A 16,268-nucleotide genomic window follows, 5' to 3' on the forward strand; every position below is an offset into this window, starting at 1 on the left:
GGCAGGACAGCGGGACAGCAGTCCGTATCAGTAGACGGAAACGTCGTCGAACCGACCGTCGTAGGCGATATGGTCGGGATGTGTCGGCTCGGTCCCCGACAGAAACAGCCGATCGACCTTCTTCCAGGTGTTTTCGTAACAGAGATGGGCGAGTTCGCCCGCCGTCGTTCGCCAGCGGCGACTACCGTTGTGGTAGACGACGCGACGGGCGACGTCGTCCTGAAGCGCCTCGACGAGGTCGTCCTCGGAGTCGATCGTCGCCTCGAAAGCCGTGTGGGCGACGCCGACAGTCCGTGGGAGATGGGCATAGGAGGACGTAAACGGCGGATACTCGAGTCGCTCGGCGATATCGCGCGCGCGTCGGTTGTGTGATGGGAGGTGTTTCGGATTGAAGATCTCGACGGCGTCGACGACCTCCCGGTACTGCCGGAGGTCCGATTCGTCGAGACTCACGGTCGCGAATTCGGGGTGGGGGCCGAGAACGGCCGCCTCCTGGCGCTCGAACTCAGCCATCGCCGTCTCCAGCGGGATGAAATCCGGCACCGGCTCCTCGAGACCGATCGCCAGGACGTGTTTTCGGTTCTGCCACGAACCGGTAAACACCTCGCGAGCGGGAATGACCCGGAGCTCCTCGCTCGAGTAGCGGCGTGCTTCCCGGCGGATATCAGGGATTCGCGTGAAGTGTGGCGCGTAGACGATCGCGTCGAGCCCGGCGTCGATCGCTCGCTCGACGACCGCGTCGTCGAGCACCTTCACGTGACAGTCGACTCGCGTCTCCGCGGCTGTGCCCTCGCTCACGACACCGTCTTTCGAGACGGTCGAGTTATGAATTCTGATTTTCGGGCCACTCGGGGGCCGCCGTCGACCGCGTCCCTCGGCTGCGAAAGGATCATTAGGTCGGCCGTTCGATACATCAGTGATTGTGAATGGCCTGGGAATGCGGAATCGACGGCTGTGGCGCGGTGTTCGAGGACGTCGAGGCGACCGTCGTCCATCAGGCGACGGAACACGAACGACGGGAGTGTAAGGTCTGTGGCACCGTCGTCCCTGACGGGTATCTCGCGATTCGCCACGCGTTTACCGAACACAGTCGAGCCGAGTACGTCCGTGCCTACGGCGCCAGTTCGGAGGACGTCCGCAAGCGCGAGGAACTCCTGGCGGAGATCGAAGACGTCGCCGACATGCAGGCGATCGCTCGCGAACTGAAACAGTAGTACGGACGACTGTCGGTCAGGTCCCCGTCACCTCGAGCGGTATCATCTACCGGATAAAACTAGTGTGAGGGTTTGCTGCTCCCGTCGGCGAACGCGCTTCGATGACTTCTGTCCGGCAGTACAGCCGCTTTGCTCGCTTTCTTCGCATCTGGAGTTTCCAAGCAGTTGAAAACACGTTCGATCGTGACTCACCGCTGGCCGTCGAAAACCAGTATATGATCCACCGTGGTCGTTTCGGCCGTGCGCTACGTCGAGGTCACGGTTCCGACTGGTCGGAAAGGTGCAGTTCTCGAGATCCTCGAAGACGAGGGGATCAACTACGTCGTCAGCGACGAGACCAGCGGCCGCGACTACGTCGCCGTCGTCCGGTTTCCGATCCCGAGTCAGGCTGTCGAACAGGTCCTCGATCGGTTGACCGAGGCCGGAATCAGCGACGATGCAAGCATCGTCGTCATCGACGCTGAAACGATACTCTCGGACGATTTCGCCCGGCTCAAAGAGCAGTACAGTCGTGGCAGACCGGCCGGCGGTCGCATCTCGAGACACGAGCTACAGACGAGGGCGGCGGATCTAACGCCGTCGTTTGCCGTCTACGCGACGATGACCTTCATCAGCGCGATCGTCGCGACGTCCGGGCTCTTGCTCGACTCGCCGGCTGTCGTCGTCGGCTCGATGGTGATCGCGCCGCTGATCGGACCAGCACTCGCTGCGAGCATCGGCACCGTCATCGCCGACTCCGAACTCAGATCGATCGGCCTCGCCTACCAGTTCAGCGGCCTCGGTATCGCCGTCCTCGGTTCGATTCTGTTCGCTGGACTCGTTCGAGTCATCGGTCTCGAGCCGGCCGGAATCGATATCGTCGCCATCGCGGAGCTCGAAGAACGGGTCGCGCCGAACCTACTCGCCCTCGTCATCGCACTCGGTGCCGGCGTCGCGGGTATCCTGAGTCTCACGCGGGAGCTGTCGGAGGCGATCGTCGGCGTCATGATCGCCGCGGCGCTGATCCCGCCGGCCGCAGCAGTCGGGATCGCCCTCGCCTGGGGAATCTATGGCGCGGCCGGCGGGGCGCTCATACTCACGCTGGTCAACGCACTGTCGATCAACTTCGCCGCACTGGTGACGCTGTGGGGCGGTGGCTACCGTCCGCCGGGGCTGTTCACCGTCTCGACTGCCCGTCGACAGACGGTCGTGTTTGCGGCTGTCATCGGGCTGATTATCCTCCTCCTGTTGCTCCCACTCGTCAGCGCGACGATCGTCGAACTTCGGGCTGCACAGCTGGAATCGGACGTCGAAGCCGGCGTCGACGGCGTCCTCGCCGATCCGGAGTACGACCGACTCGAGGCCGAAACGGTGGCGGTCGAACTCGACGCCGAGTATCCGATTCGCTCCATCGATCGCGTCGTCATCACTATCACGGGCCCCGAGACTGATCTGGATTCAGCACTGACCGCACGCCTCGCGACGGCGATCGAGCCACACGTCGACGACTCGATCGAACTCGAGGTACAGTTTCTCACGTCACACGGTGAGACGCTGGACCCTCGAGAACAGCCGGTGGAATCGTCACCGTCCGACCCCGCTCTAGAATCGAATTCGCCGTCGTCGCTCGCTTCGCTCGCGGCCCCGTCATAACCGTCGCATGCCCCGACAGGCTACCGCTCGTCGGAATCGAGCACGCGAATCTGGTCGCCCCGTACGGTCACTGGAATCGGCACCGTCGCCTCGTACAGTTCGACGGTCACCTGATCCTTGCCCTCGTCGATGCGCTGGACCTGTGCCTTCTCGCCTTTGAACGGTCCGGCGATGAGTTCGACGATGTCGCCCTCGGCGATCCCCTCGACGTCCGGCTTGGGCGAGAGGAAGTGTTCGACCTCCGAAATGTCGGAGGTACCGGGGACGATACTACGTGCGTGGGGAATGTCCTCGAGTACGCGGTTGAGGACGGCATCCCCCTCGGCCTCGACCATCACATAGGAGGTCAACGAGTCGGGCGCGAGCGCGGCGTGGATCTCCGGCTCCTCGCGGTTGATGATCATATCTGCGACGGTGCGCTCCTGACTGGCTGTGGTCTTGACGGCGTAGATACCCATCAGATACCACCGCCGCCAGTCAGCAGGAGCATGATGCCAGTGATGACGAACCCGATCAGTCCGATCAGCAGGATCCCTGCACCGGCGATTTTCGACACCTGGAGGAACTCCTCGGTGGTGGGTGTCGTCGCCATCTTCAACACCCGAACGTAGGAGGTCAAGTCGTACGGAACGTCCATATCTATCCGTTCACAACGCTGCGTCTTTTATCTGTCTTTCGTGTTAGCCGACGGTTCAAGCTAACGACAGGTTTCGACGTTGCACTCGACGGCCCGTCGACCAAACCGCTCGAGTGTGTACTCCGGGTGTCATGGCCGAAGACGACACCGACCGCACGGACGAATACGAGGCGGAACGGGAGGCCGAAATCGAGGACGAAATGGAGCGCGTCGACCAACAGTATTACCCGACACCGTTCCGGGCGCCTCGTGTCGCCGGCCGCGGTCATCACCGAGATGTCACTTGATGACATATTTCTGTAGCGAAACCGTATATCGACGACGATGCTACCCGGTTGGGATCCCGACAATCCGTATCTCGAGGAGGTGGTTCGGTCGGTGCGGTTCGAGCTCGTTCTCCTCGCCGTCTTTTTCGTCGTCGTCGTGGTCCTCGAGTTTCTCGGTCGGCCGCTGACGCGGGCGGGTATCGTCTTGTTCGTCGCATCCACGGTCGTACTCGTGTGGCTCTGGCTCGGACTCGTCGGGCTGTATCGGCTGTTCCGGTCGTAGGCCCGACTCGTCGCGTCGCCGGAACGGCAAGACGGGGACCCGATCAGGGCATGTCGATTTCGGGTCGCTCCTCGAGCGTCAGTTCGACGGTCTCCCGTTCGCCGTCGCGGACGACCTCGACGTCGATCGTGTCGCCGGGTGAGGTCTCGAGTGCAATCGTCGAGGAAAGGAGATCTTGGTTCGGAATCTCGTTGTCGTCGATCGCGACGATGACGTCGCCACCGGTCGGAACGGGGTCGCCGTCGACGGTCGTCGTCTCGTCGGCCGGCTCGAGAACGCCGTCGGCTGGCGAATCCGAGACGATGTCCATGATCAGGACGCCGCGTGGCTCCTCGAGGTCGTTGGCGTCTGCGACCAGTGGGCCGACCGGGAAGACGCTGACACCCATGTAGGCGTGGTCGTACTCGCCATCCTCGACGAGTGTGGGAACGACGCGATCGGCGAGGGCAGCCGAGATAGCAAAGCCGATCGTCTGGCCGGCACCGGCGAAGACGACGCCGGCGACGTCCCCCTCGAGATTCACGAGCGGGCCGCCGCTGTTGCCGGGATTGACGGGCGCGTCGGTCTGGATCGCCGCGGGAATCGAGAACCCCGTCGGACTCGGTAGCGATCGGTCGATGCCGCTGATGATCCCCTGTGAGATCGACGCGTCGAGTCCGAGCGGATTGCCGAGTGCGAGGACCTCTGCCCCGATCGTGGGCTCGTCGGTCGTAAAGGAGAGGCCGTCGGGGCCGTCGGGTATGTCGTCGACCTCGAGGACGGCCAGATCGCTGTGGACGTCCGTGCCGGCGACGTCGGCTGTTCGCCACTGTTCGTCGACGAACTGGAGTTCGACCTCGCTCGCACCGCCGACGACGTGGTGATTCGTGACGACGTAGTCGTCGACGACGAACCCAGATCCGAGCCCGCCGATGCCGTCCTCGCCCGGCCCGTCGGTACCGAAGACGTTGACGAGGACGACGTCGTCGATCGTCTCCTCGTAAATCTCGGCGTACGCTCCCTCGCCTTCGAACTCGGGCTCCTCTTGAGCGCTCGCGGCGGCGACACCTCCACCGAGTGCGGTCGCGGTCGCGGCCCCGGCGCTCAGTTGCAGTAGCCGACGACGCGTAACGCGTGGATGGTCTGGCGGCATACCGACCGATACCCCGACCGCTCCAATAAAACACGTCCCAGCACGTCCATCCTATCGGATACCGACGACGGCCGCGAGACGCTGTCTCGCCGTGGCGATCCGCCGAGGCTGTAGTCGAGACCGATAGTAGCCACTGACCGTCAGTGGGAACCCGATCGCCCCACGGGAGCGCGGGTCGATGCGCCCACCGGAGCGAGCCCCGCGAACTGGCGAGCGAGACCGACGTAATCCGCGAGTCCCGGGATCGGTGTGTAAATCGTTTCAGTGGTTACTCTACGCTTCGTCGAAGAGTTCCTCGCCTTCGACCATGTGCTCCTCAACGACGTCCATGTCGAGGGTCACGCCGAGGCCGGGCGCCTCGGGAATTTCGATGTAGCCGTCCTCGATAACGTCTTCCTCGACGAGATCGCCCCACCAGTCGAGTTCGTAGGAGTGGTACTCGACGGCGAGTGCGTTCGGAATCGCGGCGCCGACGTGGGCGCTGCCCATCGTCGCGATCGGTGAGGCAACGTTGTGCATCGCGACCGGCACGTAGTAGAGGTCCGCCAGGTCGGCGATCTTCCGGGTTTCGCGCATCCCACCGACCTTGGGCATATCGGGGGCGATGATGTCGACTGCCTGCTCCTCGAGGAGACGGCGCTGGCCGTGCTTTCGGTAGACGTTCTCGCCGACGGTGATCGGCGTCGTGGTGTGCTGGGAGACCTCGCGTTGCACGTCGTGGTTCTCCGGCGGGACGGGGTCCTCGAGCCACCAGACGTCGTACTCCTCTAATCGCTTTGCCAGTCGCTTCGCGCTGCCGCCCGAGAACGTCCAGTGACAGTCGAAGGCGACGTCGGCCCGCGAGCCGACGCGGTCGGTGATCGCCTCGACGATCGAGGCTTTGTGTTCGATCTCGGGAGCCCGGAGGTGCCGGTTCGCGCGGTCTTTCTCGTGGCCGGAGGGGACGTCGAGGTCGAACTTCAACGCGTCGTAGCCCAGTTCCTCGACGACGCGTTCGGCCTCGTCGGCACACGCGATCGGATCGGCCTCTTCTTCGGTGTGACAGTCACAGTAGACCCGGACTTCGTCACGATATTTGCCGCCCAGCAGTTGATAGGCGGGCACCTCGAGGATCTTGCCGACCAGGTCGTGGAGGGCAACCTCGATACCCGAAATGGCGGTGACAGTGACGCCGCCGATCGAGCCCTCGCCGGACATCTTCTGGACGAGGTGTTCGGTCAGGCGGTCGATATCCAGCGGATTCTCACCCTGCAGGAACGGCACCATTCGTTCGATCAACTCCGGTGCGCCGGCCCCCCAGTAGGCTTCACCGGTGCCGACGATCCCGGCGTCCGTGTAGATCCGCACGAGCGTCCACGGGAAGTTGCCGTCGATCATCGTCGTCTGGACGTCCGTGATCTCGATATCGCGGCCGTCGCCGCGCTCGCGCGTGATGTTCATCGTCTCGGCCGAGAGATCTCGCATCGTATACTCCGCGTTCGGATCGCGTAGCGTCGTGTAGTCGACACCCATACCATAAATACTAACTCCGAAGATAGTAATAGTTTCCATCAGGACGGCATCGACGGGGGGCGACTCGCGTTCGGCGATCTCGAGATCGTGATCGAGATCAGTCGCGTCGTGCTGCGTCGACTGCGTCGACGAACGCGGCGGCACGTTCCCGGACGCGGTCCATGTCGCCGGCTTCGATCGCGTCGTAGTCGACGAGCGCGCTGCCCGCGCCGACGGCGACGGCACCGGCCTCGAAAAACGACTCCACGTTGTCGGGGGAGACCCCACCGGTCGGAATCACGTCGACGTCGCCGAGCGGACCGCGGATCGCGCCGATGTGGCCCGGGCCGACGGTCGAGGCGGGGAACAGTTTGAGAACGTCCGCACCGGCCTCCATCGCCGTGACGGCTTCCGTCGGTGTCATGACTCCGGGTGCCACGAGGACGCCCTGCCGATTGCAGAGTTCGACGGTCTCGACGTTGGTATGTGGCGAGACCACGAACTCGGCGCCTGCATCGATTACCGACTGGGCCGTCGGCGCGTCGAGGACAGTTCCTGCACCCACGATCGCGTCCGATAGCTCGCGGTCGACGGCTGCGATCCGTTCGCTCGCGCGCGTCCCGTCCGCGGTGATCTCGAGCGCGTCGACGCCACCCTCGTGGATCGCTCGAGCGACGGGTACGATCAGATCTTCGTCGATCCCACGGAGCACGGCGACGACGCCGCTTTCGGCGAGGCGGTCTCTGACCGTCCGGACGTCAGTCATCGGCGATCCCTCCGAGCGCGTGGTCGTGATCGATCATCACGACGGGCCGTTCGCGCCCCCGCTCAAAGAAGTTTACTCGAGGGCGAAAAACAGAACTTTCGGCGATCCGTCGAAACCGATCGACGCCACCGTGTTCGTCTACGAGGTGTCTACTGTCGGACAGCACTGTTCACCGATGGTTCACTGACTGCTGTCCGGCAGTAGCAGGTATCGCTACGGAGTCGGCTCCTCGAGCCGTACGTCCTCGTCGCGTTGAAGCGCGACGACGACCGCGTTGGTCCATCCAAACCCGTCCTGAAGGGGGTACTCGCCGCCGCCAGCCTCGCGATCGGGATCGATCACGTCGTACTTTTCGACCAGCTTCCCGGCGTCGTCGAAGACGCGCCGGTTGAGCGTGAGCCACCGCCGCTCGATCTCGTCGGCGAGGTCATCGATCCCGTATCGGCGAAGCCCTTCGACGGCCATCCACTGCAACGGCGCCCAGCCGTTCGGCGCGTCCCACTGCTCGCCGGATCGGGTCAGCGTCGTCACGAGCCCGCCGCGCTCGAGGAACCGTTCCTCGAGTGTAGTCGCCACCGCCGTCGCCTGTTCGTCCGACGCCAGTCCGAAGTACAGCGGCGCAACCGCCGCCGACGACCACCGATCGGTCCGGCGACTCGCCGTCCAGCAGTAGTCGAAATAGAAGCCATCGTCCGGATCCCAGCAGTACTCGTCGACGGCCCGTCGACGGCGGTCGGCCGCCGCCCGATACTCGTCTGCGACTGTCGGTTTATCGTGGGCCGCGAACCACTTCGCGAGTTTCCGTTCGACGTCGTACAGCGCCGCGTTGAGGTCCACCGGAACGAGATCCGTCGTCCGGATCGACGCGAAGTCGTCTGGATCCGCGAGCCACCGACTGCTGAAGTCCCACCCCGACTCACACGCTGCGCGGATGTGGCGGTAGAGTTCGGGTCGCTCCGTGGGCGCAACGTCGGCGGCGATTTCGCGATCTTCTCGATACGACTCCTTTCGTGGCGCGGACTCGTCGTCCCAGTATCGGTTCAGCACGTGATCTCCGATCTGGACGACACGCCGGTGAGCGGGATCGGTCCGGTCGACGTCGTCGCTGCCGTCCATCCAGAACGAGTACTCCTGCTCGAGTCGCGGCAGATACGGCGTGGCCGCGTCCACGCCGTTTCGTCGGACGAGTATCGACACCATCCGACAGAACAGCGGTAGCTGCGACCGAGTCCGGTAGTACGTCCGATTGCCGTTCGGGACGAACCCGTATCGGTCGACGAGGCTGGCGACGTTTTCGACCATGTCGACGACGGCGTCGAACCGACCGGCCGCGGCCAACCCCTCCGCGACGAAGTAACTGTCCCAGTAGTACACTTCGCGAAATCGACCGCCGGGGACGACGTGTGGGTTCGGCAGCGAAATCAGCGTGTCGTATTCGTTCTGTTTCGTCTGTTCCCGTCTGAGATGTGACCAGAGCTGATCGATGTGTGCTTCCATCGATCGCTCGCCGTCGATCACGTGTGGCTCCGTCTCGCCGGCGACGTCGAAATGGGTCTCGACGAACGCATGAAGATCGAATCCCGGCTCGTCTCGTTCGTCCGCGAACGACCGTGCGATCCGACGCGGATCCGACAGCGGCACGCAGTCGACGAATCGCTTCGAATCCGCGAAGACGCCGTTGCGCTGGACGGCAGTAAAGAGCTCTCCCTCGAGATGAGAGTCAGCGATAGCAGTCGTTTCCGATTCCATACCGTTCGTAGAAGTTCTTACAAACATAGTTAAAATAGATTCTGAATGTGTTTCGCGACGTTCCGCTTCGGTAGACGGTAATATGAAGGTGACAGGATTGGCCAGAAAGTGGCCGTGAGCCGACGCGAATCCCGATTCGAGTACTCGTTCGTCTTCGAGTCGGCCGACTCGAGGAGAGGCCGGGAGTACGCTACGGCGCTATCGGAGCGCTACGGTGGGTCGTCTCGAGTCTCGAGTTTCCCGCCGTTGGATCGGCGATTTCGCCACCGACGCGCCGTCTCACAGATTCGGCTGCCCCACGTTCGTCGAAAGTCCAAATCGAATTCGATCGCTCGGACTCGAGTGATTGCAGGAGAGAATAGCACGCGTTCTTCATTCAGAAAGACGACTGAAATCGAAACAGACGATTCGGTCACTACACGTGCTAGTTTGCAACCATATTGATAATAAGATATATCTAGATAAAGGAATCAATTCAGTTTATGGACAAAAGAATAACCGTTGGATTGTTCTTTTTGACTGTTGGTCTACTGGGAGTAATAGTGTCTCTCGCGTATGCTTTTTCAGGAGGCAATCCGTTCGAGACAGAACCCTTCAGCCGTCGGAATCCCGGTTATCTGACTTTTACGTCGCTCGGAGGAGTAGCACTCGGAGTTGCCCTCTTACTCGATATTGGATCTGTTGCAGATATCATACTCGACTGATTTCAGTCCTGTACTTCCGGGCGTGCCCTCAACTGCTTGCCGAGATCAGCGTACATACGTTCCCTGTGCTTACTGCGAGACAGTATACCGCGAGACAGCAGTCGTACGGAGCGGTGTGCCGATATCCCGATACGACCGCAGGACGGGTCACAGTCGCGCCGGCACTGACGGACAACGATCCGCCGAGTTCGCTCCGGTCATACGGTCTGCTGTCGTCACGTCCCGCCCACCGCCGACCCCGCCCTGGCGATCGGCGGGCGATCGGGACAGCAGTCCGTCTCAGTCGAACAACTCCTCGCCCTCGATCATGTGCTCTTCGACGGCGTCCATGTCGAGGGTCACGCCGAGGCCAGGCGCTTCGGGAACCTCGATGTAGCCGTCTTCGATGACGTCCTCCTCGACGAGATCTCCCCACCAGTCGAGTTCGTAGGAGTGGTACTCGACGGCGAGTGTGTTCGAGACCGCCGCGCCGACGTGAGCGCTGCCCATCGTCGCGATCGGTGAGGCAACGTTGTGCATCGCGACCGGCACGTAGTAGAGGTCCGCCAGGTCGGCGATCTTCCGCGTTTCACGCATCCCGCCGACCTTGGGCATATCGGGGGCGATGATATCGACTGCCTGCTCCTCGAGGAGGCGACGCTGGCCGTGGGTCCGATAGACGTTCTCGCCGACAGCGATCGGTGTCGAGGTATGCTGGGAGACCTCGCGTTGCACGTCGTGGTTCTCCGGCGGGACGGGGTCCTCGAGCCACCAGACGTCGTACTCCTCTAATCGCTTTGCCAACCGTTTCGCACTGCCGCCCGAGAATGTCCAGTGACAGTCGAAGGCGACGTCGGCCCGCGAGCCGACGCGGTCGGTGATCGCCTCGACGATCGAGGCTTTGTGTTCGATCTCGGGAGCCCGGAGGTGCCGGTTCGCGCGGTCTTTCTCGTGGCCGGAGGGGACGTCGAGGTCGAACTTCAACGCGTCGTAGCCCAGTTCCTCGACGACGCGTTCGGCCTCGTCGGCACACGCGATCGGATCGGCCTCTTCTTCGGTGTGACAGTCACAGTAGACCCGGACTTCGTCACGATATTTGCCGCCCAGCAGTTGATAGGCGGGCACCTCGAGGATCTTGCCGACCAGGTCGTGGAGGGCAACCTCGATACCCGAAATGGCGGTGACAGTGACGCCGCCGATCGAGCCCTCGCCGGACATCTTCTGGACGAGGTGTTCGGTCAGGCGGTCGATATCCAGCGGATTCTCACCCTGCAGGAACGGCACCATTCGTTCGATCAACTCCGGTGCGCCGGCCCCCCAGTAGGCTTCACCGGTGCCGACGATCCCGGCGTCCGTGTAGATCCGCACGAGCGTCCACGGGAAGTTGCCGTCGATCATCGTCGTCTGGACGTCCGTGATCTCGATATCGCGGCCGTCGCCGCGCTCGCGCGTGATGTTCATCGTCTCGGCCGAGAGATCCCGCATCGTATACTCCGCGTTCGGGTCGCGCAGCGTCGTGTAGTCGACTCCCATACCCAGTCGGTCGCTCGCAGACAAGTAATAACACGGGGCAGCGTTGGCTGGGCGAGACGCTACGGTGTTCGGATCACTGATACTGCCGGACAGCACTATTCAGCGATCGGTCGCGCTACTGCGGCCGTCCCAACGGGTGACGGCCGCGAGCTCACGACCGACGTGTTACTGACTGCTGTCCGGCAGTATGACTCGGTCGTCCGGCCGAAGCAAAACGTTGCCGTCGTTACTCGGAGAGCTCTACGTCGAGATACTCCTCGAGGGCGTCGATCAGTCCGCCGCCGACGCCAGCCTGTGTGGCCCGTCCCTGTTCGATCGCGATGAGGTCTTTCTCGCGCGCGCCGAGTTCTTCGGCGAGTTCCTCTCGTTGCAGTCCGGCCTCCTGGCGGGCCGCTTCGAGCTTGTCACCGTAGTCGCTGACGAGATACGGTAGCGGATCGTCGTCGTAGTTCGTTCCCTCTTGCTCCCAGTGTTCGGAGTCGCCGTCCCAGACGGGGTTGGCCTTGGCGACGTTCTGGGCCGCCTTCTGCTTGCGGCTCGGCTCGTCGTCGCGACCCTCGTCCTGAGAGTCGCGCTGGGACTGGGTGCGCTGAGTGTCGTCGTGAGGTGCACAGTCCGGACAGACCTCGAGTTCGGCGCCGGCGACGCTGGCGAGGCGAAGCGAATCGCTTTCTGCACCGCAGAGTTCGCAATTCGTCCCGCCGCCGCCGGACGACGAACCGGTCGAATACTTAGCCATGGTATCCTTTGGCAACTGCCGCATTTCAAATCTCCGCCTTGCAGGAGGTCAGTTCCGTGTGACCTCCCCGCAGGCGCCGATAGAAAAGAAAGTGTTTTGTAATACCACTGGCTACGATTGAGTGCAGTAAGACAAAGACAGCGAGCGTGGGTAGCCAAGCCAGGCCAACGGCGCAGCGTTGAGGGCGCTGTCCCGTAGGGGTCCGCCGGTTCGAATCCGGTCCCACGCATCGCATGCGCGGCGCTACGCGCCGCGGAACGTGAGGCGGCTTCGCCGCCGAACGCAAACGATGCAGGTGATTTCCCTTCGCGGACATCACCCACGCATAACTTCTACAGGAAACTACACGAGATAGCGACGGCCTTCGGCAGCGGGTATTGTCGCGAGGGCCGCTGCTGGAAGTTAGATCCGCTATCGTACACTGCTCGAGCCGTGGGTCTTACACACACCGTTCCGATCCACATGGCCGTCGTGCGGTCGAGTGCGCACTGACGGTCAGTAGCGACGACAGTTGCAAACGGCGTCGTGGAGACAGCAGACGTTAGCCGGTATACGAGAGGACGAACATCGTCCAAACCAGCATCAAGACGCCGTATACCAGGTCACTGCCGTAGGCTGGTGGGACGAACCCCATCCAGAGAATCCCGAACGTAAGGATCCCGATGAGAAACAGGACGAGCGGGTATCCCGAACGGCGAGAGGCGAGTGCTCCCTGTTCGCTTTCGAGCGAATATCTCCAGCAGAGGACTCCGAGACAGAGGCCCGTCAGTACGAGACCTCCCGTAACCCACGTGAACGTCGGCGTCACGATCCCGGACTGCGTCCCCCCGAACAACAACGCAAGAGAGACGACAGCGACAGCGATCACGTCGACAGCGAACTGGGCGGGATCCGAGAGTGAGAACGCGTTAGTCATGCGTTCTTATTAATTATTCATTTGATACTTTAATGGTTTGGATCGAGACATTACACGAACAAGCAGCGCCGCCAGACGACGCTCGTGTCACGGAGACTGAATCGAGGCCACCGCGGACAGTAACCCCTTTCCTGCCACAGTCGAACCTCGAGATATGGAATACGTCTCTCGAGAGCGCGTCACCCCGCTCGCTGCCGTCCTGAGCGTCGTCTCGCTGGCAGTCGTCTTCGCCGCGGCTGGCGGGCAGATCCCACAGGAAACGGTGCCGGCCGCGCCGGAGTGGGTCCTCGATCTGATTCCCCACCTCAACGTCGCGATCAGCGCAGCGGCAATCGGGACGATTACGATCGGCTGGCGGGCGATCCGACGCGGAGACGTCGACAGACATCGCCTCGCAATGCTTGCCTCGTTCGGTCTGTTCGCGACCTTCCTCGTGTTCTACCTCTACCGGCTGATCGTGACTGGTGGGCCACAACCGTTCCCCGGTCCGGACGCGGTTTACCAGTTCGTCTATCTGCCGATACTCGCCATCCACATCTTCCTTGCCGTCGTCTGTATTCCGCTGGTCTACTACGCGCTGTTGCTCGGGTTTGCCTATCCCATCGACGAACTCCGAAACACCAGCCACGCCCGCTTCGGTCGCTACGCCGCGGCGCTGTGGCTGATCTCGTTCTCGCTGGGGATCGTCGTCTACGTGCTGTTGCACGTCGTCTACTGACGGCGGTAGCCAGCCTCGAGTCAGTCGTCGAAACCCGAGAGCCCGCTGATCGAGAACGCGGCGGCGGTATACGGATCGCTGTCGGTCAGTACTGGCACATCCGCGACCCGGTCGGAGGTGTGCCGGGAGGTCGGTACGGGGGACCGTATCAGTCGTCCGCGTGGAGTGTCCGTCCCTCGAGTTCGGGTCGGCTCACGTCGCGGTCCGTCTCTTCGCCTTCGATATCGTAGGGGTACTCGCCAGTGACACAGCCAAGACAGAGATCGATCCGCTCTTTTCCGAGGACGTCGGCGACGGCGTCGGTCGAGAGATACGAGAGGCTGTCGGCGCCGATGGTATCACGGATCTCGGCGGTCGACTTATCCGAGGCGATCAGTTCTTCACGGGTAGCCATGTCGATCCCCATGTAGCAGGGGGCGACGATCTCCGGTGCACCGATCCGGACGTGAACCTCCTCGGCGCCACAGTCTTTGAGCAGTTGGACCAGTTGCATCGAAGTGGTGCCACGGACGATACTGTCGTCGATGACGGTGACGGTCTTGCCTTCGATCGTGGATTTGATCGGATTCAGTTTCAGCCGTACCGCGCGTTCGCGTTCGTCCTGGGTCGGCATGATGAACGTCCGGCCGACGTAGCGGTTTTTCATCAGTCCCTCGGCGAACTCGACGCCGTCGTCCTCGTCGGCGCGGAGTTCGCCGTCGGCGGTCGTCTCGCTTGCAGCATCGGCGTAGCCGGAGGCGAACGCCCGGCCGGAGTCGGGAACCGGCATCACGACGTCAGTCTCGACGCCGCTTTCCTCCCAGAGCTTGCGACCGAGATTTCGGCGGGCCTCGTAGACCAGTTGCTCGTCGATAATGCTGTCCGGCCGCGCGAAGTAGACGTGTTCGAAGAAACAGTGGGCCGTGTTCTCCGTCTCGACCAGCTGGTAGGAGTCGAACCCGGCGCCGTCGTCGTCGAGGACGACGAGTTCGCCCGGCCGAACGTCACGGACGAGTTCCCCGTCGAGCGTGTCGATCGCAGCTGACTCCGAGGCGAGGATGTAGCCGTCCTCGAGTTTCCCGATACAGAGGGGACGATTCCCCTGTGGATCGCGGACACCAAGGACGGTATCGTCGTGGCTGATCGTCAACGCGTAGGAGCCGTGAATTCGACTCATCGTGTGCTTGACGGCACGCACGAGGTCTTCCTCGAGTAAGTTCCGTGCGAGGTCGTGAGCGATGACCTCGGTGTCGCCGTCGCTGGTGAAGGCATGTCCCACGGCGGCGAGTTCCTCGCGGATCTCGTCGGCGTTGACGAGGTTGCCGTTGTGGCTCAGGCCGAGCGACCCGCTCTTAAACGAGACGGAGAACGGCTGTGCACACGAGGAGTCGACCGAGCCGGCCGTCGGATACCGGACGTGGCCGATTCCCGCCGATCCGTTCAAAGTCTCGAGGTCGTCTGCGTCGAAGACGTCCCCGACGAGACCCATATCGACGTGGCTGTGTTGCTGGAAGCCATCGTGGGTGACGATCCCGGCCGACTCCTGGCCGCGGTGCTGGAGTGCATAGAGCGCGTAATACAACGGTCGTGCCGCGTCCCGACCGTCCAGTGAGACGCCGACGACGCCGCACTTTTCGGTCATTCCTGTTCGCCGGGGAGTCTCGCCCCGCCCATCAGTCATGGAAGTCAGTAGGGCACCGCGGCGATAAAAATCCCCGTGTTTGTGCTTTCACTACGGTTTCCCCAACCGGTCGATATCCACGAACGTGGATACATACGCGACCTCGACGTCGGTGGTCGGTTGTCGCGGGCGTCTCGAGGGTGCCGTCGGTAACCGACGACTACCAGTCGTCGCCGGCGTAGGGATAGGTCCAGATCGTGACCTGCAGGGTCACCGATTTGAACCACGCGTGGTACATGTTCTCGACTGTTTCCCGATCGTGATCTCCGGTCTCGAGGAAGTCCCGTATCGTCGCCGTGATCGGGTAGATGAAGGCGATCAGGTACCGCTGGTGGATGATCTCGACCGAATCGACGTCGTCCGTCTCGTTCTTTCCAGTTCGGTGGTGTCGACGACCGATCTCGAACTGATAATCCAGCCACGCTTCGTCGTACGGCGTGTCACACGTGTCCTTGATCCACTGGCCGAAGCGCTCGCGGACGCGCTCGAGGTATTCGTCGATCGGTTCGCCGGTCTCGGCGTCGGCGAAGTACTCGAGGAGGAAGTCGTGGTCCCCGACGAAACCGTACCAGACGTCCAGAATCTCGTCGATCTGGGGCTCGAGGAGCTCCCCGGCCTCCTGTAAGTACTCTTCGTCCTCCTCGGTGAACATGACCGACTGCTTCAGTCGATCGAACTCTGCTTCGTCGATCGGTGCCTCGGGAATGCTGTCGTCGCCGAGGTCGTACCCTGGAACCTGTTGATCACTCATCCGAATCCCCGTCGATTCCCACATCACCAAGGTGTATAAATGAGGGAGGGAATAACACGCACTATCGGCCGAAGCGATCGACGGTCGTCGACGACAGG

The 16,268-nt window shown here is 62.5% G+C and carries 18 protein-coding genes and 1 tRNA gene; 7 read left to right on the forward strand and 12 right to left on the reverse strand.

Going from position 1 to position 16,268, the window contains the following annotated elements:
- Positions 1-27: 27 nt before the first annotated feature.
- Positions 28-798 (reverse strand): PHP-associated domain-containing protein, encoded by a 771-nt coding sequence (locus RBH26_RS04280; protein WP_306756784.1) that lies wholly within the window; start codon positions 796-798, stop codon positions 28-30.
- Positions 799-926: 128 nt separating this feature from the next.
- Here RBH26_RS04280 and RBH26_RS04285 point away from each other — a divergent pair, with 128 nt between their 5' ends.
- Both RBH26_RS04285 and RBH26_RS04290 read left to right on the forward strand, forming a co-directional pair.
- Positions 927-1,214, forward strand: a complete 288-nt coding sequence (locus tag RBH26_RS04285) for a hypothetical protein (protein WP_306756785.1) — start codon at positions 927-929, stop codon at positions 1,212-1,214.
- Between the two features lie 240 nt (positions 1,215-1,454).
- Complete coding sequence (locus RBH26_RS04290) at positions 1,455-2,846, forward strand: TIGR00341 family protein (RefSeq protein ID WP_306756787.1); 1,392 nt, start codon at positions 1,455-1,457, stop codon at positions 2,844-2,846.
- 20 nt (positions 2,847-2,866) lie between these two features.
- Here RBH26_RS04290 and RBH26_RS04295 read toward each other — a convergent pair whose 3' ends face one another.
- Together RBH26_RS04295 and RBH26_RS04300 are read right to left on the reverse strand one after the other, a co-directional pair.
- On the reverse strand, positions 2,867-3,304 hold the full coding sequence (locus RBH26_RS04295; protein ID WP_306756789.1) for a transcription elongation factor Spt5: 438 nt from the start codon (positions 3,302-3,304) through the stop codon (positions 2,867-2,869).
- Positions 3,304-3,483 carry a protein translocase SEC61 complex subunit gamma gene (locus RBH26_RS04300; RefSeq protein ID WP_306756792.1) on the reverse strand — a complete coding sequence of 60 codons (180 nt, stop codon included), beginning with the start codon at positions 3,481-3,483 and terminating at the stop codon, positions 3,304-3,306. Before RBH26_RS04300 ends, RBH26_RS04295 begins: the two co-directional genes overlap by 1 nt.
- Positions 3,484-3,614: 131 nt before the next feature.
- Here RBH26_RS04300 and RBH26_RS04305 point away from each other — a divergent pair, with 131 nt between their 5' ends.
- Together RBH26_RS04305 and RBH26_RS04310 are read left to right on the forward strand one after the other, a co-directional pair.
- Positions 3,615-3,770 carry a hypothetical protein gene (locus tag RBH26_RS04305; RefSeq protein ID WP_306756794.1) on the forward strand — a complete coding sequence of 52 codons (156 nt, stop codon included), beginning with the start codon at positions 3,615-3,617 and terminating at the stop codon, positions 3,768-3,770.
- A 37-nt stretch (positions 3,771-3,807) separates the two neighbouring features.
- Positions 3,808-4,032, forward strand: coding sequence for a hypothetical protein (locus tag RBH26_RS04310; protein ID WP_306756795.1), 225 nt, complete (start codon positions 3,808-3,810; stop codon positions 4,030-4,032).
- 43 nt (positions 4,033-4,075) lie between these two features.
- On the opposite strand, the gene RBH26_RS04315 is transcribed toward RBH26_RS04310, so the two are convergent.
- The 4 genes from RBH26_RS04315 to treF all read right to left on the reverse strand — a co-directional run bounded on the left by RBH26_RS04315 (position 4,076) and on the right by treF (position 9,170).
- Entirely contained in the window at positions 4,076-5,164 is a 1,089-nt protein-coding gene (locus RBH26_RS04315) for a trypsin-like peptidase domain-containing protein (protein WP_306756797.1), read from the reverse strand.
- A gap of 273 nt (positions 5,165-5,437) precedes the next feature.
- The gene (locus tag RBH26_RS04320) at positions 5,438-6,676 is read right to left on the reverse strand and encodes a mandelate racemase/muconate lactonizing enzyme family protein (RefSeq protein ID WP_306756799.1); all 1,239 of its coding nucleotides are present in this window, start codon (positions 6,674-6,676) and stop codon (positions 5,438-5,440) included.
- Between the two features lie 97 nt (positions 6,677-6,773).
- Positions 6,774-7,421: a bifunctional 4-hydroxy-2-oxoglutarate aldolase/2-dehydro-3-deoxy-phosphogluconate aldolase gene (locus RBH26_RS04325; RefSeq protein WP_306756800.1), complete on the reverse strand. Its 648-nt coding sequence runs from the start codon at positions 7,419-7,421 to the stop codon at positions 6,774-6,776.
- Positions 7,422-7,634: 213 nt separating this feature from the next.
- Positions 7,635-9,170 (reverse strand): alpha,alpha-trehalase TreF, encoded by a 1,536-nt coding sequence (gene treF / locus RBH26_RS04330; RefSeq protein ID WP_306756801.1) that lies wholly within the window; start codon positions 9,168-9,170, stop codon positions 7,635-7,637.
- A gap of 482 nt (positions 9,171-9,652) precedes the next feature.
- Here treF and RBH26_RS04335 point away from each other — a divergent pair, with 482 nt between their 5' ends.
- The gene (locus RBH26_RS04335) at positions 9,653-9,874 is read left to right on the forward strand and encodes a hypothetical protein (RefSeq protein ID WP_306756802.1); all 222 of its coding nucleotides are present in this window, start codon (positions 9,653-9,655) and stop codon (positions 9,872-9,874) included.
- Positions 9,875-10,153: 279 nt separating this feature from the next.
- Here RBH26_RS04335 and RBH26_RS04340 read toward each other — a convergent pair whose 3' ends face one another.
- A complete protein-coding gene (locus RBH26_RS04340; RefSeq protein WP_306756803.1) occupies positions 10,154-11,386 on the reverse strand; it encodes a mandelate racemase/muconate lactonizing enzyme family protein in 1,233 nt (410 codons plus the stop codon).
- A gap of 226 nt (positions 11,387-11,612) precedes the next feature.
- Complete coding sequence (locus tag RBH26_RS04345) at positions 11,613-12,125, reverse strand: multiprotein-bridging factor 1 family protein (protein WP_306756804.1); 513 nt, start codon at positions 12,123-12,125, stop codon at positions 11,613-11,615.
- Positions 12,126-12,269: 144 nt separating this feature from the next.
- Here RBH26_RS04345 and RBH26_RS04350 point away from each other — a divergent pair.
- Positions 12,270-12,354, forward strand: a tRNA-Leu gene (locus RBH26_RS04350).
- Between the two features lie 312 nt (positions 12,355-12,666).
- Here the strand turns inward: RBH26_RS04350 and RBH26_RS04355 are convergent.
- Entirely contained in the window at positions 12,667-13,041 is a 375-nt protein-coding gene (locus tag RBH26_RS04355; RefSeq protein ID WP_306756806.1) for a hypothetical protein, read from the reverse strand.
- Positions 13,042-13,195: 154 nt separating this feature from the next.
- Here RBH26_RS04355 and RBH26_RS04360 point away from each other — a divergent pair, with 154 nt between their 5' ends.
- Positions 13,196-13,759, forward strand: a complete 564-nt coding sequence (locus RBH26_RS04360) for a DUF420 domain-containing protein (protein WP_306756809.1) — start codon at positions 13,196-13,198, stop codon at positions 13,757-13,759.
- Positions 13,760-13,907: 148 nt separating this feature from the next.
- On the opposite strand, the gene purF is transcribed toward RBH26_RS04360, so the two are convergent.
- Positions 13,908-15,380 (reverse strand): amidophosphoribosyltransferase, encoded by a 1,473-nt coding sequence (purF, locus tag RBH26_RS04365; RefSeq protein ID WP_306756954.1) that lies wholly within the window; start codon positions 15,378-15,380, stop codon positions 13,908-13,910.
- Positions 15,381-15,579: 199 nt separating this feature from the next.
- Positions 15,580-16,170, reverse strand: a complete 591-nt coding sequence (locus RBH26_RS04370) for a protoglobin domain-containing protein (RefSeq protein WP_306756810.1) — start codon at positions 16,168-16,170, stop codon at positions 15,580-15,582.
- Between the last annotated feature and the right edge of the window lie 98 nt (positions 16,171-16,268).

It is taken from the genome of Natronolimnohabitans sp. A-GB9, assembly GCF_030848565.1.
In the GTDB taxonomy this organism is placed as follows: Archaea; Halobacteriota; Halobacteria; order Halobacteriales; family Natrialbaceae; genus Natronolimnohabitans.

Coding starts and splice junctions, on each gene's coding strand:
- RBH26_RS04315 (WP_306756797.1), bottom strand. CDS start 5,164: ATGCCGCCAGACCATCCACGCGTTACGCGTCGTCGGCTACTGCAACTG.
- RBH26_RS04320 (WP_306756799.1), bottom strand. CDS start 6,676: ATGGGTGTCGACTACACGACGCTACGCGATCCGAACGCGGAGTATACG.
- RBH26_RS04335 (WP_306756802.1), top strand. CDS start 9,653: ATGGACAAAAGAATAACCGTTGGATTGTTCTTTTTGACTGTTGGTCTA.
- RBH26_RS04310 (WP_306756795.1), top strand. CDS start 3,808: ATGCTACCCGGTTGGGATCCCGACAATCCGTATCTCGAGGAGGTGGTT.
- RBH26_RS04305 (WP_306756794.1), top strand. CDS start 3,615: ATGGCCGAAGACGACACCGACCGCACGGACGAATACGAGGCGGAACGG.
- RBH26_RS04325 (WP_306756800.1), bottom strand. CDS start 7,421: ATGACTGACGTCCGGACGGTCAGAGACCGCCTCGCCGAAAGCGGCGTC.
- RBH26_RS04340 (WP_306756803.1), bottom strand. CDS start 11,386: ATGGGAGTCGACTACACGACGCTGCGCGACCCGAACGCGGAGTATACG.
- RBH26_RS04345 (WP_306756804.1), bottom strand. CDS start 12,125: ATGGCTAAGTATTCGACCGGTTCGTCGTCCGGCGGCGGCGGGACGAAT.
- RBH26_RS04285 (WP_306756785.1), top strand. CDS start 927: ATGGCCTGGGAATGCGGAATCGACGGCTGTGGCGCGGTGTTCGAGGAC.
- purF (WP_306756954.1), bottom strand. CDS start 15,380: ATGACCGAAAAGTGCGGCGTCGTCGGCGTCTCACTGGACGGTCGGGAC.
- RBH26_RS04295 (WP_306756789.1), bottom strand. CDS start 3,304: ATGGGTATCTACGCCGTCAAGACCACAGCCAGTCAGGAGCGCACCGTC.
- RBH26_RS04370 (WP_306756810.1), bottom strand. CDS start 16,170: ATGAGTGATCAACAGGTTCCAGGGTACGACCTCGGCGACGACAGCATT.
- RBH26_RS04355 (WP_306756806.1), bottom strand. CDS start 13,041: ATGACTAACGCGTTCTCACTCTCGGATCCCGCCCAGTTCGCTGTCGAC.
- RBH26_RS04360 (WP_306756809.1), top strand. CDS start 13,196: ATGGAATACGTCTCTCGAGAGCGCGTCACCCCGCTCGCTGCCGTCCTG.
- RBH26_RS04300 (WP_306756792.1), bottom strand. CDS start 3,483: ATGGACGTTCCGTACGACTTGACCTCCTACGTTCGGGTGTTGAAGATG.
- treF (WP_306756801.1), bottom strand. CDS start 9,170: ATGGAATCGGAAACGACTGCTATCGCTGACTCTCATCTCGAGGGAGAG.